Source organism: Enterobacter sp. RHBSTW-00975, assembly GCF_013615235.1.
GTDB lineage: Bacteria > Pseudomonadota > Gammaproteobacteria > Enterobacterales > Enterobacteriaceae > Enterobacter > Enterobacter ludwigii.
The window spans coordinates 121,656-137,954 of the sequence record NZ_CP055884.1; the positions used below are offsets into that span (position 1 = coordinate 121,656).

Sequence of the window (16,299 nt, forward strand, 5' to 3'; positions counted from 1 at the left end):
GAATTTCAAGAACTATTTTCGAGAAGCGCAATGCCTTGATTTCCCGTGCCGCGCCGGCTGCCTTGGCGGACTTGTCACAAACCAACGTTTTCAAGAAGAAGGAAACCGCATGCCCCGCCGTTCGATCCTCTCCGCCGCAGAGCGCGACAGTCTGTTGGCGTTGCCAGATACCCAAGACGAACTCATCCGGCACTACACGTTCAGCGAGCCTGACCTGTCACTGATCCGCCAGCGGCGCGGCGACGCCAACCGCCTGGGTGTCGCGGCGCAGTTGTGCTTACTGCGCTTCCCCGGTCAGGGCCTACTGCCCGATGCCGTCGTGCCGGTTCCTCTGCTGCAATGGATCGGACGGCAACTGCGACTCGACGCGACGTGTTGGCCGCAGTATGCCGTGCGGGAGGAAACCCGGCGCGAACACCTGCTCGAACTGCGGACGTACCTGGGCATGGAGCCGTTCGGCCTGGCGCACTATCGGCAGGCTGTCCATGCCACGACCGACTTGGCCTTGCAGACCGACAAGGGCATCGTGCTGGCCAGCAGCGTCCTCGACGCTCTGCGACACCGACACATCATCTTGCCGACGCTGGATGTTGTCGAGCGCGTTTGTGCCGAGGCGATTACCCGCGCCAACCGGCGCATCTACGATGCCTTGGCCGAACCGCTGTCGGACGCGCATCGCCGCCGCCTCGACGATCTGCTCAAACGCCGGGATAACGGCAAGACGACCTGGCTGGCCTGGCTGCGCCAGTCACCGGCAAAGCCGAATTCGCGGCACATGCTCGAACATATCGAACGTCTCAAAGCCTGGCAGGCGCTCGACCTGCCAGCAGGCATCGAGCGGCTGGTTCACCAGAACCGCCTGCTCAAGATCGCCCGCGAAGGTGGCCAGATGACGCCCGCCGATCTGGCGAAGTTCGAGCCGCAGCGGCGCTACGCCACCCTGATGGCGCTTGCCATCGAGGGCATGGCCACCGTCACCGACGAAATCATCGACCTGCACGACCGCATCTTGGGCAAGCTGTTCAATGCCGCCAAGAACAAGCATCAGCAGCAATTCCAGGCGTCCGGCAAGGCGATCAATGCCAAGGTGCGGCTGTTCGGCCGCATCGGGCAGGCGCTGATCGAGGCCAAGCAGAACGGCGGCGATCCGTTCGCCGCCATTGAGGCTGTCATGTCCTGGGACGCTTTCGCCGAGAGCGTCACCGAGGCGCAGAAGCTCGCGCAGCCCGATGACTTCGATTTCCTGCACCGTATTGGCGAGAGCTACGCCACCTTGCGCCGCTACGCGCCGGAATTCCTCGATGTGCTCAAGCTGCGGGCAGCGCCCGCCGCCAAGGATGTGCTCGATGCCATCGAGGTATTGCGCGGCATGAACAGCGACAACGCCCGCAAGGTGCCCGCCGATGCACCGACCAACTTCATCAAGCCGCGCTGGCAGAAGCTGGTGATGACCGACGCCGGTATCGACCGGCGCTACTACGAGCTGTGCGCACTGTCGGAACTCAAGAACTCGCTGCGCTCGGGCGACATCTGGGTGCAGGGTTCACGCCAGTTCAAGGACTTCGAGGACTACCTGGTGCCGCCCGCGAAGTTCGCCAGCCTCAAGCAGACCAGCGAATTGCCGCTGGCCGTGGCCACCGACTGCGACCAGTACCTGCACGACCGGCTGACGCTGCTGGAAACGCAGCTCGCCACCGCAAACTGCATGGCGCAGGCCAATGAGCTGCCAGACGCCATCATCACGGAATCCGGCCTGAAGATCACGCCGCTCGATGCGGCGGTGCCCGACACCGCGCAAGCGCTGATCGACCAGACGGCGATGATCCTGCCGCACGTCAAGATCACCGAACTGCTGCTGGAGGTGGACGAATGGACGGGCTTTACCCGGCACTTCGCGCACCTGAAATCGGGCGACCTGGCCAAGGACAAGAACCTGCTGCTGACCACGATCCTGGCCGACGCGATCAACCTGGGCCTGACCAAGATGGCGGAATCGTGCCCCGGCACGACCTACGCCAAGCTGGCCTGGTTGCAAGCCTGGCACATCCGCGACGAGACCTACGGGGCGGCGCTGGCCGATCTGGTCAACGCGCAGTTCCGGCATCCCTTCGCCGAGCATTGGGGCGACGGCACCACCTCATCGTCGGATGGCCAGAACTTCCGTACCGGCAGCAAGGCCGAGAGCACAGGCCACATCAACCCGAAATACGGCAGCAGCCCTGGGCGGACGTTCTACACCCACATCTCCGACCAGTACGCGCCGTTCCACACCAAGGTCGTGAACGTCGGCGTGCGCGACTCGACCTACGTGCTCGACGGCCTGCTGTACCACGAATCCGATCTGCGCATTGAGGAGCACTACACCGACACGGCGGGCTTCACCGATCACGTCTTCGCGCTGATGCACCTGCTGGGTTTCCGCTTCGCGCCGCGCATCCGCGACTTGGGCGACACCAAGCTCTACATCCCGAAGGGCGACGCCACCTACGAGGCGTTGAAACCCATGATCGGCGGCACGCTCAACATCAAGGCCATTCGCACCCATTGGGATGAAATCCTGCGGCTAGCCACCTCGATCAAGCAGGGCACGGTGACGGCTTCACTGATGCTCAGGAAGCTCGGCAGCTACCCACGCCAGAACGGCCTTGCCGTGGCACTGCGCGAGCTGGGCCGTATCGAGCGCACGCTGTTCATTCTGGACTGGCTGCAAAGCGTCGAGCTGCGCCGCCGCGTGCATGCCGGGCTGAACAAGGGCGAAGCGCGCAACGCGCTGGCCCGCGCCGTGTTCTTCAACCGCCTGGGTGAAATCCGCGACCGCAGTTTCGAGCAGCAACGCTACCGTGCCAGTGGCCTCAACCTGGTGACGGCGGCAGTCGTGTTGTGGAACACGGTCTACCTGGAGCGGGCGACGCATGCCTTGCGTAGCAACGGCCATGCCGTCGATGACACGCTGTTGCAGTACCTGTCGCCGCTGGGCTGGGAGCACGTCAACCTGACCGGCGATTACCTGTGGCGCAGCAGCGCCAAGATCGGCGCGGGCAAGTTCAGGCCGCTACGACCGCTGCAACCAGCTTAGCGTACGATTTTTTCCGTTTTCTGAAGCGACCCCTTTCTGCCATAATATCTGTCACTCGGGTCACTGCATTGACGATATCAGACATCGAGTCGCCAGCACGTTTAACCAAGCCTGAGCCATTTTCAATACGACTGACTGAGGCCTCAATGAGTATCTTGATATCTTTAGCCGCAAGCGCACTGCGCTGGGCAAGGTTGCGAACCTCGCCAGCCACCACGGCAAATCCGCGCCCCTGCTCCCCAGCTCTTGCTGCTTCAACGGCCGCGTTAAGGGCGAGAATGTTAGTCTGAAACGCAATACCATCGATAACATTAATGATGGCACCAATTTCCTTAGAGCTATCGGCGATATCATCCATTGTACTTACAACCAAGCTGACAGCATCTCCCCCTTTTAATGCTTTATCGGAAGCGGCAACTGCAAGCTGTGAAGCCTGGCGGGCATTGTCAGCATTCAACCTAACCGTTGCCGTCAGTTGTTCCATACTTGCTGCAGTTTCTTCCAGTGATGCAGCTTGCTGCTCGGTCCGGGATGACAAATCATGACTACCTGAGGCTATCTCACCTGCCCCGGTGTATATAGAGTCAGAACCGAGTCTGACATCACTGACTGTTCTGATCAGAGACTGTTGCATATGGAGAATACTTTCTGCCAGTTTTGCCATCTCATTATTTCCTTCGACCCTCACCGAATGCGTGAGATCTCCCTGCGAAATAGTGCTCAAATGCTGCATATTATCTTTTAAAGGTGCAATGAGCATTCTCCGTAATCCGACCCAACTGAGTAATATAATGATGATCACCAAGAGAATAACTGTTCCCATAGTCCACAGCATTTCTGTAAAGGTTTTCTGATTTTCACTGATCCCCCGTCGACTTACGTCTTCATAAGTGACGCGCCAGCGATTATAGCTATCCTGCATGGATACCTGATAATCCTGAATACGTAGCCGTAGGATGTCATCCAGTTTTCCCTGCTCCGTAAGCGTTAACGCTTTATCAAGGACATCAGCGTAGGGGCTTTGTTGAATAAATCGAACTTTTGCTGAGTTGAAGGATCAGATCACGCATCTTCCCGACAACGCAGACCGTTCCGTGGCAAAGCAAAAGTTCAAAATCACCAACTGGCCCACCTACAATAAAGCCCTCATCAACCGTGGCTCCATAACTTTCTGGCTGGATGATGAAGCTATTCAGGCCTGGTATGAGTCAGCAACACCTTCTTCACGAGGCAGACCTCAGCGCTATTCTGACCTTGCCATCACGACTGTGCTGGTCATTAAACGCGTATTCAGGCTGACCCTGCGCGCTGCGCAGGGCTTTATTGATTCCATTTTTTCTCTGATGAACGTTCCGCTACGCTGCCCGGATTACAGCTGTGTCAGCAGGCGGGCAAAGTCGGTTAATGTCAGTTTCAAAACGCCCACCCGGGGTGAAATCGCACACCTGGTAATTGATTCCACCGGGCTGAAGGTCTTCGGTGAAGGCGAGTGGAAAGTCAAAAAGCATGGCCAGGAACGCCGCCGTATCTGGCGTAAGCTGCATCTCGCCGTTGACAGTAAAACACATGAAATCATCTGCGCTGACCTGTCGCTGAACAACGTTACGGACTCAGAGGCCTTCCCCGGGTTAATCCGGCAAACCCACCGGAAAATCAGGTCAGCCGCCGCCGATGGCGCTTACGATACCCGGCTATGTCACGATGAACTGCGGCGTAAGAAAATCAGCGCGCTTATCCCTCCCCGAAAAGGTGCGGGTTACTGGCCCGGTGAATATGCAGACCGTAACCGTGCAGTGGCTAATCAGCGAATGACCGGGAGTAATGCGCGGTGGAAATGGACAACAGATTACAATCGTCGCTCGATAGCGGAAACGGCGATGTACCGGGTAAAACAGCTGTTCGGGGGTTCACTGACGCTGCGTGACTACGATGGTCAGGTTGCGGAGGCTATGGCCCTGGTACGAGCGCTGAACAAAATGACGAAAGCAGGTATGCCTGAAAGCGTGCGTATTGCCTGAAAACACAACCCGCTACGGGGGAGACTTACCCGAAATCTGATTTATTCAACAAAGCCTTCTGTAGGCAGAAAGACTATAGGTCCAATGAAATGAGGGGGGAAATGAAATTTTAGAATCCCGGTCATGCAGAAAGGGAATAACCTGTTTTTTAAACGCTGGTGATTTTTCTGATGAAGTATTTCTGCTGAAAATGTGTTCATTCTCTGACAGCAATATTTGATAAATAACTGCGCGGAAAGTAGATAACTTTGAAGGTACTCAGCCCGGATTGTGCGATGTGGTCAATCGCCAAAAAGGAACAAACAAACCAGCCCCCCAAGTATAGTGGGTATTTTTAACGTCAGGACTTCAGTTAAAGAAAATCATCTCAGTCGAGAAGAAATGGAGCAGATGGGAATCACCGAGAGCGTTGTCATCGATATGATTGAAAAAGTCGTTGCGCATGTGTTGCTGTGGATGGCGGAAAAGCGCTTGTTTTTTTTCGATTATTTTACCTGATGAAGCTTGACCTAGGGAAGGTGCGAACAAGTCCCTGATATGAGATCATGTTTGTCATCTGGAGCCATGGAACAGGGTTCATCATGAGTCATCAACTTACCTTCGCCGACAGTGAATTCAGCAGTAAGCGCCGTCAGACCAGAAAAGAGATTTTCTTGTCCCGCATGGAGCAGATTCTGCCATGGCAAAACATGGTGGAAGTCATCGAGCCGTTTTACCCCAAGGCTGGTAATGGCCGGCGACCTTATCCGCTGGAAACCATGCTACGCATTCACTGCATGCAGCATTGGTACAACCTGAGCGATGGCGCGATGGAAGATGCTCTGTACGAAATCGCCTCCATGCGTCTGTTTGCCCGGTTATCCCTGGATAGCGCCTTGCCGGACCGCACCACCATCATGAATTTCCGCAACCTGCTGGAGCAGCATCAACTGGCCCGCCAATTGTTCAAGACCATCAATCGCTGGCTGGCCGAAGCAGGCGTCATGATGACTCAAGGCACCTTGGTCGATGCCACCATCATTGAGGCACCCAGCTCGACCAAGAACAAAGAGCAGCAACGCGATCCGGAGATGCATCAGACCAAGAAAGGCAATCAGTGGCACTTTGGCATGAAGGCCCACATTGGTGTCGATGCCAAGAGTGGCCTGACCCACAGCCTAGTCACCACCGCGGCCAACGAGCATGACCTCAATCAGCTGGGTAATCTGCTGCATGGAGAGGAGCAATTTGTCTCAGCCGATGCCGGCTACCAAGGGGCGCCACAGCGCGAGGAGCTGGCCGAGGTGGATGTGGACTGGCTGATCGCCGAGCGCCCCGGCAAGGTAAGAACCTTGAAACAGCATCCACGCAAGAACAAAACGGCCATCAACATCGAATACATGAAAGCCAGCATCCGGGCCAAGGTGGAGCACCCATTTCGCATCATCAAGCGACAGTTCGGCTTCGTGAAAGCCAGATACAAGGGGTTGCTGAAAAACGATAACCAACTGGCGATGTTATTCACGCTGGCCAACCTGTTTCGGGCGGACCAAATGATACGTCAGTGGGAGAGATCTCACTAAAAACTGGGGATAACACCTTAAATGGCGAAGAAACGGTCTAAATAGGCTGATTCAAGGCATTTACGGGAGAAAAAATCGGCTCAAACATGAAGAAATGAAATGACTGAGTCAGCCGAGAAGAATTTCCCCGCTTATTCGCACCTTCCCTAATATCAAGTCACCAAAGTATGGCTTATCACCAAGGTTTTAAGTTGGTACGGTTTTTTGCCACATTGGCAAACGGAACCAGCTTTCCCCTGTTGTCATTAGCCAGTATAGCTTTGGCTTTATCCAGCAGATTCAGCAGTTCTTCTGCCAAACGCCCGTGACCCTGCTTTGCTTCCTGTGCAGCCCCCTGCATAGCCACTGAATAAAAATGGCTATCATCGCGACTTTTGTGCGATTTGATGAGTGTTTTTAGTGCTCTGCGCTTGCATCCGAAAATGGGCATGAGGAACACTAGTTTCAGGCATGACCTTCGCGCAAGGTCGTGTGAAAAGCCGGAAGAAAATAATAATGCCCGAACGTCATCATGCCGGCGGTTGCGGCGACAGTTTAAGTCACTACCACAACGGCATCTGACCAGTGTCAGAAAACCACCGGCCATCCACAGCTCCAAACCACCCCGGTTCAGAAGAGATAGCAGGATAACCGGCGGCCTCACTTTACCGCAAACCTTGCCGTGGTGCCACAGGCAGTGTCTCCCGGAAGGCGTCTGGTTGACAATCTTGTTAAGTTAATATGATGTTAACTTAACAGGTTTCCCGCAGGTATGCTGTGCAGTGTCAGATCAGGTCCAGGCGATCGCGGGCCGTGCGCAGGCGTGCCTCGCCCCGGCGGTCGTACTGCTGGGTGGTGGTGACGCTGGCGTGACCCATCGCATCCTTCACCGTGATGAGATCCTCGCCGTTATCAAGCATGGCGGTGGCAAAAGTTCTCCTTAGGTCGTGCGGAGCACATTTCGCAATGCCGGCCTGACGCTGGCGCACCTGCAGGATATGATATACAGCCTGATCGGTCAGGCGGTCGTTGGTCAGGGTGTCAAAGCGGCGGATGCGGGTGAACAGCGGTCCGTCTTTTTCCCCCCGGACGTCATCAATCCATATCCTCAGCCGCTGCCAGGTGCCGGCCGGCATGTAGGCCAGACGCTCCTTGTTGCCCTTACCCAGCACACGAAGCGCCCGCTCATCTGTGACAACGTCACTCAAATCCAGCCCCACCGCCTCCGAGCGGCGCAGGCCGCAGCCGAGAATGACACCCAGCATCGCCGCATCGCGCACCCCGATACTGGTGTTATCAGCCCCGCAGGCACTAAACAGGGCACGGATCTCATCCGGTGGCAGGGCCCGCCCGCGGGGAAGACGGCTGCCCCGCAGGTTACGCACCGCCCGGATGTGCTGGAAGCTTTCCACGTCCATCAGCCTGAGCATCCAGGCTTCCTTCGCCACGCCCTTCAGCGCGGAAAGGTAGGTGTTGACAGTGGCGGTTGCCCGGCCGGTGTCGCGCAGCAGCTCGGTCACGGCCATTACGTGATGGCGCCGCAGGCTGCCCCAGCTGCAGGACTCCAGGGACGTGGCGCCGAGCAGGCCGGCGACGATACCAAGGAACGAGGCCATGGTCTGCCGGCTGCGGGGTGAATTGAGGGAAAGCAGGTAGGCCCGGGCGGGACTGACCGGGCCTTCTCCACCGGCCAGCGCTGGCAGAAAGACCTCACCGGGATAAATGACAGCCGGCGACGGGAGCTTTTCTGGTTCATCATCAGGCAACAGTGTCATATCAGGCTCCGTCGGGACGAAAAACGTCCGGTGCGCTGTGTAAAAAACGGGGGAAAATGTACTGCCAAAGTGTACCGCAGATATCCTACTTTTTCAAAGGTACATTTTAATAAGTAGAAAAATTATTGAGTCCAGTCTCCGTTGCCTATATCTTTAACAAAGATAAAACATTTGAATTATCTGTTAGATGATATGGCTATCAGACATAATGATCTGAGGGCGGTAGCATTCCAAAGACAAGAGCAGAAGAGGCGGAAGTTCAAGTTGAGCATGGGCAAAACGATTTCAAGAAAAAAACGTCTATCTCAGTACTATACAAACCGGGATGTGGCAGAGATGCTTATCTCATCATTACCATCAGACGAAGCAAGTACAATCATTGACTTAAGTGCTGGTGAAGGCTCGTTGTTGATGACAGCAGCGCTCAAATACGACAACGTAAAGCTCTACGGAATTGATATTGATGATGAAAATTGCAGAAAGTTAGACCTATTACAAAACACAACGAGTATATGTTTAGATGCAACCCATTCAGCCAGTTTTGATAAAATAAAGGCACACAACAGTACATATGACATAGTCATTGGCAATCCTCCTTTTTATACAGCTGAACATACTGACTATACAAGGGGGTTATTTAAGGAGTGGGCACTAAATCATAAAACAAAATATTACAGAGCTGAGATTTTGTTCTTAATGTTATCGCTTAAGTTGCTTGATCGAGACAGTAGTTGTGGAATTGTTGTACCTGATACAATATTTTCAAGCGAGAAATATAAACCACTTAGAGAGAAAATAACCTCATTATTTAAATATATAGATGTTATAGAGTTAGATAATAAGGCATTTTTGGGAACTGAAGCAAGGACTCATATTCTAACTGTCAGTAACAAAAAATCAATAAGCCCATCAATAACAACAAGAAGTTCAAAAAAAATTAAAGCCATAAGGCTTAATAAAGAAGAATTTATTGAAAGGGCCGATCATCAATATAACTCCTTTAAAAATAACAATAACGAAAAAACCATTGAAACTTCTGGTATAAAAGTTATGAGAGGGAATATCAGCAAAACGAAAAAAACTCAACTGCATGATGCGATAATCCATTCATCTTCTTTTTATAATGATTATTCTTTATTTGAAAATAACAATGACAGAGCAGAAAATGGTTCAGCCGTACAGGCGGTGAAAGGGGATGTTGTTGTACCTCGTGTAGGAACAAGATGTTTGGGGAAAGTTGGGATCATACGAAACGGTTCTTTTTCCATTACAGATTGTGTTTTTGTTATCAAAGCTTCTGAGTACCAATGTGGTGAAATGGTTGCCGAGGCATTAAAATCGAAATTTGGAGTCGACTGGATTAAGAGTATTTCAAAAGGCATTGGAGCGCAGTACATAACATTAAATGACATAAAAAAACTACCCCTGCGATAATAACATCATGAAAATAGACCATATTACAGCAAGAGATACTGAAGCGATTATTGAGCAATCCAAAAAATTAATCACGATTGGTTACTGGGATAATGTAAAAGTATCAGTATTGCAACGCTGGTTAGATAATTTCAAGGATGAAAAGGAAAAATATCTTGCAGCCTCAGTATTAAGCGAGTTGATATATCGTAACAGAGAAACTGTTACATCCATGGGCTATAATATATTCTCAATTATTCTCCCGCAGATCTTAGAGGAGTTAGATATTTACCATGTTGAAGATATTGAAAAATGGATGAATGACATCAACTCTCCAAAACACGCAAGGAATCTTCCCTTTCGAACGTCCGTAATAAATAATGTCGATAGTAAAGTCACTAAAAGTGGTGATGTAATACACACATTCCTACAAAGAGATTTTTTCGATAAAAACTTAGGGGTAAAAGTTGAAAATATAGAAAAATTGCCACCAAGAATCAAAGCAATAGTTTTCTTTGATGATATGCTTGGTTCTGGCACTCAAATTGACACTTTCATGAAAGAAACAAATCTTGATGAGCTTGGAAAGAAAATAATATTCATTCCATTTGCGGCTCTGCGCGATTCAACAATGAAGATACAAGCTAAATATAAAAACCTAATTATAAGACCTGTTGAGTACTTGGATGAAAATCATAGTTTCTTTAGAGCATCCAACAGGAGAATAAATAGAGATTGTTTCTATACGCATAATGATTTCTTAAGATTGTACATTGATATATGTAATAAGAACTCAATAAATAATCCATTAGGGTTCGGTAATTTGGGGCTTAGTTATGTCTTGGCAAACTCAACTCCAAATAATAATCTTTCATTCCTCTGGTTTAAAAATGAAGGATGGAATAGGTTATTCAAAAGGTAAAATATGAAATTTAATGAGATTTTTTCGAAAAACCGTGCCGAAGAATTACCTGATGATCTCTATGGTAAATATGTTCTTCCCTTAGGGTACGAAGATGTAAATCTAAAAAAAACGACAAAAGCAAGTATAGTTATTGGGGGTAGAGGATATGGAAAAACGATGTTCTTAAAGTATCATTGCCACCAGACAGCTCTAAGTGTGAATAAAGATACGATTGATATTGAGGATCTTTCCAATCTGGGTATATATTGGCGACCGGATACATCCTTTAGCCAGTTATTAACCGAAGCTTGGCTCGGAAAATTTTGGTCAACAGCTTTCAAAACGTACATGAGTCTATCGCTGATTATTGAGTTTGTTAAACTAACCAATAATTTATTGTCCGAAAAATCTCCTGTTTTTTCGTTGAAAGAAAAAATTAATAATCTGAAATTGCCAGATACAATTTCTGAAGGTTTGGGCATTGATAAAAATGCGAAACTTGTTGATGTCAGCGATCTTTTGCATGAAAAACTGTTTACTCTTTGCAATTGGATAAATGCCCCAGTTACTGAAACACCACCGTTTTCTCTTGATACAAAATTTTCATTACAGAATATCATTAGCAAACTACATGCAATAACTGGATGCATTATAAAACCTAACTTTCAAGTTTACATTGATGAGTTCGAGAACTTAACATCAGACCAGCAGGCAATAATCAATACTTTAATGAAGCATGGTTCCATGCCGTTACTGTTCAGTGTTGCCTATAAGAAAAATGCTAATATTTCACATAAAACGTTAGGCAACGAAAGCATTGTTGAGCAGCACGATTTCAGATATATAGACTTAGAAGAACTGTATCTCAATGACTTTGATACATTTGCTGGTGAGATATTAGCACTGCGCTTTTCAGATTATATAGAAAGCAATGATCATGAAAAACTCCGTTCCATATTTACGTCAGAGCATCAAATCCCGCGCAGACAAACGAAGGAGTATCAGGATTTAATTAAAAATCTGGCCAGTAAGTTTCTTCCTGAAAAATCGACAAAAGAGATATCACATGAAATATTCAGTGATGACGCATTAACTAAAAAATTACACTCAATGATTGAGACCGGCTTGTCTAAATCAAAGTCAAAATTGAAAGTGCAGTATTTTATAGATGATAAATTCCCTGAGGCAAGCCTGATAAATGGTGCATTGCTGAATAGGAAAAGTATTAGCCCAGACGAGGTGTTAGAACAATATTTGCAATATAAAGCAGGACATACAACAAAATATAAATCATGGATACCTAACAATCTCGTAGGTGTAATACTCTATCTTTATAATAAATTACCAACCAGAATCTGCCCACTGTATGCTGGCTACAAACAGTTTGTATATTTATCCAGAGGTAACATCAGGCATTTTCTGGAGTTATGTCACCAGTCGGTAACAAAAACAAATATCGGGTCTACACTTCCGCCAAAAACTATACCATCCATGACAATCGAGGCTCAATTAGAGGCCACCCTGAAAACGAGTGAACTCGAAATTGAAAAAATAGGAGATTTTGGTGCTCATGGAATGCATCTAAAAAGAGTGGCTAAAAGACTTGGTGCGATTTTCAACTATTGCCAATCTCGACGTTCTCAGAGCGAATCAGAAGTAAACCATTTCACTTTAGATTTAACTGATATAAATCTTCTTGCTTATAATGTTAAGGAAATTCTAAATGAATCATTGGTGTGGTCCGTGCTGATTGAACAGAAAGGAACGAAGAGTAAATCAACTGACAACCTGGAACTCAATGATTACGTCTTACATCCAGTTCTTGCTCCATATTTTGGCATAAGCCACAGAAAAAAGAAGAAAATAAAATTTAGCAAAGGTGAGGTTGAAACCATTTTTGTAGGTAGTGATGAAGACTTTTCATTCTTGTTAAAAAAATATGGAACCCGGTGGGATATCGATGACTCATCTTTTGACGTTTCTAGTTCAGTCACATCATACCAGTTGGGCCTGTTATGATAAAATTCAAACGTATCAGAACTCATAACAACCTAGATTTTACTAATCGCCATCATGACATATTTTTCTATGGTGAAGAGTTAGATGAGAGAACTGGCCTGGCAATAAAAAAAGTAAACGCAAGCAATGCATTTCAGGTTAAATATGTAAAAGATGAATATGCATTAAAACTCAATGGTAATAAATACAAATTGTTAGCATTGAAGGATGCATTAATCTCTATGTCGCCTAAAAAAGTAATCATAGACTCTACTTCTCTTGATTTCCCTGAAATATTGTATCTTTTTTACTCCATTAATATGATTGAAGGTATAGAATCATTTACTGTTCTCTACATTGAGCCGAAAGAATACAGTAAGTCGCCTTCGACTGAGGGCGGGGATGAGGAGTATCAATTAAGTGATGGCCGACAGCCATTTTCTTCTCTTCCTGTATTTTCACTGAATACAATCACATCTGGCTTACAAAAAACTAGCCTGGTTTCATTCTTAGGATTTGAAAGCTCTCGTCTAGGCCAGATTTTAAGTAATGATGATGGGGCAAGCTTCAATAAATTACTGGCTTGTATATCAGTTCCAGCTTATATCCCAGGCTGGGAGAACAAATCACTCAGAAAACATTTATTACATTTCGACAGTATGGAGACAGATCTAAGAACCTGTCCAGGTGCAAACCCTTACGCCGTATATCAGACCTTATTAGATATATATGCAGAAAACCCAAGACTGGTGCTGACATCCTTAGGTACAAAGCCTACGGCTATCGGTATCTGCGTTTTCTTAATTAACAATCATCCAAATAATAGCGTTGAAAAACAATTGGGAGCAATATACGACTACCCTATAAAATCCATCAACCGTACAATTGGAATTGGTGAGATTTACTCCTACGAACTATCAATAAGCTAACGTCCCGCCTACGTTCATACGTTTGAAGTATTCGGTTACCACCGGCTCTGTAACAGTTCAAGCTCATCATCATAATCTTCCGCTAGCAGGCCTGGTTTAATTGGGGAGAGTAATTATGGTGATTGAATAAGTCGTAAAAATTGACCACCTTCATTGGGTTTGTTCCAACTGATGCAGAGCCGGGCTATTGATCCACTCAGAGAGATGGTTCGTGCATCAGTTGTACTGTTATAAAGCCACACCGTCATATTGTATTTGAAAAGAAAACGCTTTAGTCAGTACCAGTTTTAATAACTGTTTGATGTTCAATACAACGTTCCACACTTGAAAAGACTATTTAGATCATGCAAACTGTTATAAATTCTGGTATGTATAACACGAAGTCGAATGAGTAAGGTATTTTTTTTGTGTGGGATTTATTTATTAAGATAATGCTGCTGTTACCGATTCCCTTGATAACTGTTTTTTTTGCCAACATTATTCCTTTTCTGACTTACAGACAAAATGGTGATAAAAACAAATCCGCCCTGATGGATACACTAGCTCGAGAAATGGATAAACAACAGCCCTGTGCGTATCTTGTGGAGTCATGCGTTGCTCGATTGCATAACATCCGGCCAATACCTTGGGCGTTTCTGCGGGTGGTACTACATTACAGTAATTCGATGGAAATCATTCAGCTAGTATCATCTGGGAGAAGAATACTTGACTTATTTAATATATCTGTAAAAGATGATCGCCCTGTGGTGCAATATACAGCCGCGCTATGCAAGCGATCACGACGAAGAAACACCATGATTGCATGCTTTTTTCTGGGTCTATTTTCCACAGCTCTTCTGGTACAGGCCGAATGGCAACTACTAAAATTACTTTTTGAAAACAACTTACCAAATAATGTCAGCGATGCCGCGTATGGTGAAATTTTTTATCTGTTATTACAGATGATTTTGTGGGCTGTAGCTACCGTCGTTTTTACCAGACAAGGGGTGCTTCTCAAGCGAGCTGACAGACGTCTATCACAAATTTTCGAACTAATTGCCGCGAATTTTCCCATCCACACTTCTAGTAGTAAAGATGAAGTACTAAGTATACAAACTGCCAACTCGTAAACCCTATATTTTGTAGAGAGACGGATATCTCAATTTTGCTATAATATGACTGGTACGCATAACAAAGATTATGTTAAATTCAATAGTAAAATCATTATAAATCAATATCTTAAATATCGAACAAGCCCCTTTCTTCCTCAAACCTCACTGTGGTAACTTTAAAAACAATGTCCGTTCCTGAGTTTGTGATGCCTTAAAGCCATGGTGAAGATAAAAGTTTTTGGCTTCTTCAGTCAGTGCATGAACCATAATCGCACGGACTCCAATATTCTCAGCTACACGGTAACAGCGCAGAACTGCATCATGCAGTAAATCGGCCCCGAGCCCTTGGCCACGGTATGAAACATCAACTGCCAGGCGAGCAAGTATGATTACGGGAATTGGATCTGGCATATTGCGCCTGAGGATTCCCATTGCTTCCACGTGGTTAACGCTGCCGGTGGCCAGAGAGTAAAAACCGACAACCTGTTTAGTGTCTCTTTTACAAACGACGAACGTTCGTGCTGCACCAAGAGCTTGGTTTTTTAATCCACTCTGTTTAAGCCAGTCATCAAGTACTGCCTCACCACTGACGAACTCTGCTAGTTGATGGGAGCTGGATAATGGTTCTGGTGCTGTTACACGTCCCACTGAGGTTTCCTTGCCAGAAGTTTATCAATAGCCGCCTCATCCGAAACCGGTGCATCGAGCATATCGATAAACTCTGCATACTGCTCATCGTTAAAATTAAATACGCGACGATCGAGGATCACATTCTCCGCAGCCTGACATGCCATTTCCAGGATGAAGTCCGTGCGTGATTTATGGAGAATCTCTGCTGCAGCATCAATAAGTGCTCTTTGAGATTCTTTAGCTCTAAGGTTGAGCTGAACATCTGATTTCATGAGTGCGCTCCTTGTATAGCGATTGCTTTACAAGCATATCATATGGATTCTGTATAGCAAAAGCTATACGGTTTTTTAAGTGCAGTGAACATACGAAAGAGTCAACTTGCAACTATTAGGTAAAGCTCTTCCTCTAAATTATTTTCCTTGCTCTGGCCTACCAAATCAAACCCAACGCCCTGAATTTACTGCGTGCGATGCTTGCTAGCAGTCTCATCCGGACAATTAGCATGAAAACTATGGATTGTTATCTGGTCTAACATCTGGAAAAGTTACTGATGAGAAGGTAGTATTCGGATCGTCAGCGATCGTCTTGTGGTGGGACAGATTGTTGATTCAGATTACTTTTGTGTCCTAACTCAAACTGACGGTTTGACTGCTTTGTGGTGAGGCAGGCGGGTGGCAAAAGATGGTTTTACGGAAGAAATGCGGACTTCCGGAAACAGACAGGGACAGGACGTGTCCAGTAAAACGTTCAGGAGCAGGTAACGGGATTTCCCGGAGCCTGAATGCACAAACCCCCCGACATCTGTCATCATCTTGGCGGAAGACACAGATATCAGGGGGTCCAAAAGCAGGCGCGTGGCCTGTGAAGGATTATAACGCATGCACCACATAACACAACACCCGGCCGCCATAAGAACAGGCCGCC

The 16,299-nt window shown here is 47.7% G+C and carries 10 protein-coding genes and 4 pseudogenes; 9 read left to right on the forward strand and 5 right to left on the reverse strand.

Features of this window, described 5'->3' with window-relative positions; translation table 11 throughout:
- Positions 1 to 109: 109 nt before the first annotated feature.
- Positions 110 to 3,076, forward strand: coding sequence for a Tn3 family transposase (locus tag HV340_RS23905; protein ID WP_061351477.1), 2,967 nt, complete (start codon positions 110 to 112; stop codon positions 3,074 to 3,076).
- A 34-nt stretch (positions 3,077 to 3,110) separates the two neighbouring features.
- Here HV340_RS23905 and HV340_RS23910 read toward each other — a convergent pair.
- Positions 3,111 to 4,019 (reverse strand): annotated as a pseudogene (locus HV340_RS23910) (methyl-accepting chemotaxis protein); the annotation flags it as partial.
- Positions 4,020 to 4,125: 106 nt separating this feature from the next.
- Here HV340_RS23910 and HV340_RS23915 point away from each other — a divergent pair.
- The 3 genes and pseudogenes from HV340_RS23915 to HV340_RS23925 all read left to right on the forward strand — a co-directional run bounded on the left by HV340_RS23915 (position 4,126) and on the right by HV340_RS23925 (position 6,656).
- The gene (locus HV340_RS23915) at positions 4,126 to 5,094 is read left to right on the forward strand and encodes an IS5-like element IS903B family transposase (RefSeq protein ID WP_000654804.1); all 969 of its coding nucleotides are present in this window, start codon (positions 4,126 to 4,128) and stop codon (positions 5,092 to 5,094) included.
- A 321-nt stretch (positions 5,095 to 5,415) separates the two neighbouring features.
- Positions 5,416 to 5,552 (forward strand): annotated as a pseudogene (locus HV340_RS23920) (GNAT family N-acetyltransferase); the annotation flags it as partial.
- A gap of 123 nt (positions 5,553 to 5,675) precedes the next feature.
- Positions 5,676 to 6,656: an IS5-like element IS5 family transposase gene (locus HV340_RS23925; RefSeq protein WP_059346264.1), complete on the forward strand. Its 981-nt coding sequence runs from the start codon at positions 5,676 to 5,678 to the stop codon at positions 6,654 to 6,656.
- Between the two features lie 175 nt (positions 6,657 to 6,831).
- Here the strand turns inward: HV340_RS23925 and HV340_RS24570 are convergent, their stop codons facing one another.
- Together HV340_RS24570 and HV340_RS23935 are read right to left on the reverse strand one after the other, a co-directional pair.
- Entirely contained in the window at positions 6,832 to 7,242 is a 411-nt protein-coding gene (locus HV340_RS24570) for a hypothetical protein (protein ID WP_223862683.1), read from the reverse strand.
- A 178-nt stretch (positions 7,243 to 7,420) separates the two neighbouring features.
- On the reverse strand, positions 7,421 to 8,410 hold the full coding sequence (locus HV340_RS23935; RefSeq protein ID WP_045354665.1) for a tyrosine-type recombinase/integrase: 990 nt from the start codon (positions 8,408 to 8,410) through the stop codon (positions 7,421 to 7,423).
- Between the two features lie 270 nt (positions 8,411 to 8,680).
- On the opposite strand from HV340_RS23935, the gene HV340_RS23940 reads away from it, so the two are divergent.
- From HV340_RS23940 to HV340_RS23960, 5 genes and pseudogenes are all read left to right on the forward strand, one after another.
- Positions 8,681 to 9,844: an N-6 DNA methylase gene (locus HV340_RS23940; protein ID WP_181216577.1), complete on the forward strand. Its 1,164-nt coding sequence runs from the start codon at positions 8,681 to 8,683 to the stop codon at positions 9,842 to 9,844.
- A 7-nt stretch (positions 9,845 to 9,851) separates the two neighbouring features.
- Positions 9,852 to 10,745 (forward strand): hypothetical protein, encoded by an 894-nt coding sequence (locus HV340_RS23945; RefSeq protein ID WP_181216578.1) that lies wholly within the window; start codon positions 9,852 to 9,854, stop codon positions 10,743 to 10,745.
- A gap of 3 nt (positions 10,746 to 10,748) precedes the next feature.
- A pseudogene (locus tag HV340_RS23950) lies at positions 10,749 to 12,691 on the forward strand (hypothetical protein).
- Positions 12,692 to 12,742: 51 nt separating this feature from the next.
- On the forward strand, positions 12,743 to 13,654 hold the full coding sequence (locus tag HV340_RS23955) for a hypothetical protein (protein ID WP_181216580.1): 912 nt from the start codon (positions 12,743 to 12,745) through the stop codon (positions 13,652 to 13,654).
- A gap of 431 nt (positions 13,655 to 14,085) precedes the next feature.
- Positions 14,086 to 14,376, forward strand: a pseudogene (locus tag HV340_RS23960) (hypothetical protein); the annotation flags it as partial.
- Positions 14,377 to 14,907: 531 nt separating this feature from the next.
- Here the strand turns inward: HV340_RS23960 and HV340_RS23965 are convergent.
- Positions 14,908 to 15,393: a GNAT family N-acetyltransferase gene (locus HV340_RS23965; protein ID WP_181216581.1), complete on the reverse strand. Its 486-nt coding sequence runs from the start codon at positions 15,391 to 15,393 to the stop codon at positions 14,908 to 14,910.
- Positions 15,381 to 15,647 carry a DUF1778 domain-containing protein gene (locus HV340_RS23970; protein WP_007869691.1) on the reverse strand — a complete coding sequence of 89 codons (267 nt, stop codon included), beginning with the start codon at positions 15,645 to 15,647 and terminating at the stop codon, positions 15,381 to 15,383. Before HV340_RS23970 ends, HV340_RS23965 begins: the two co-directional genes overlap by 13 nt.
- Positions 15,648 to 16,299: the final 652 nt, after the last annotated feature.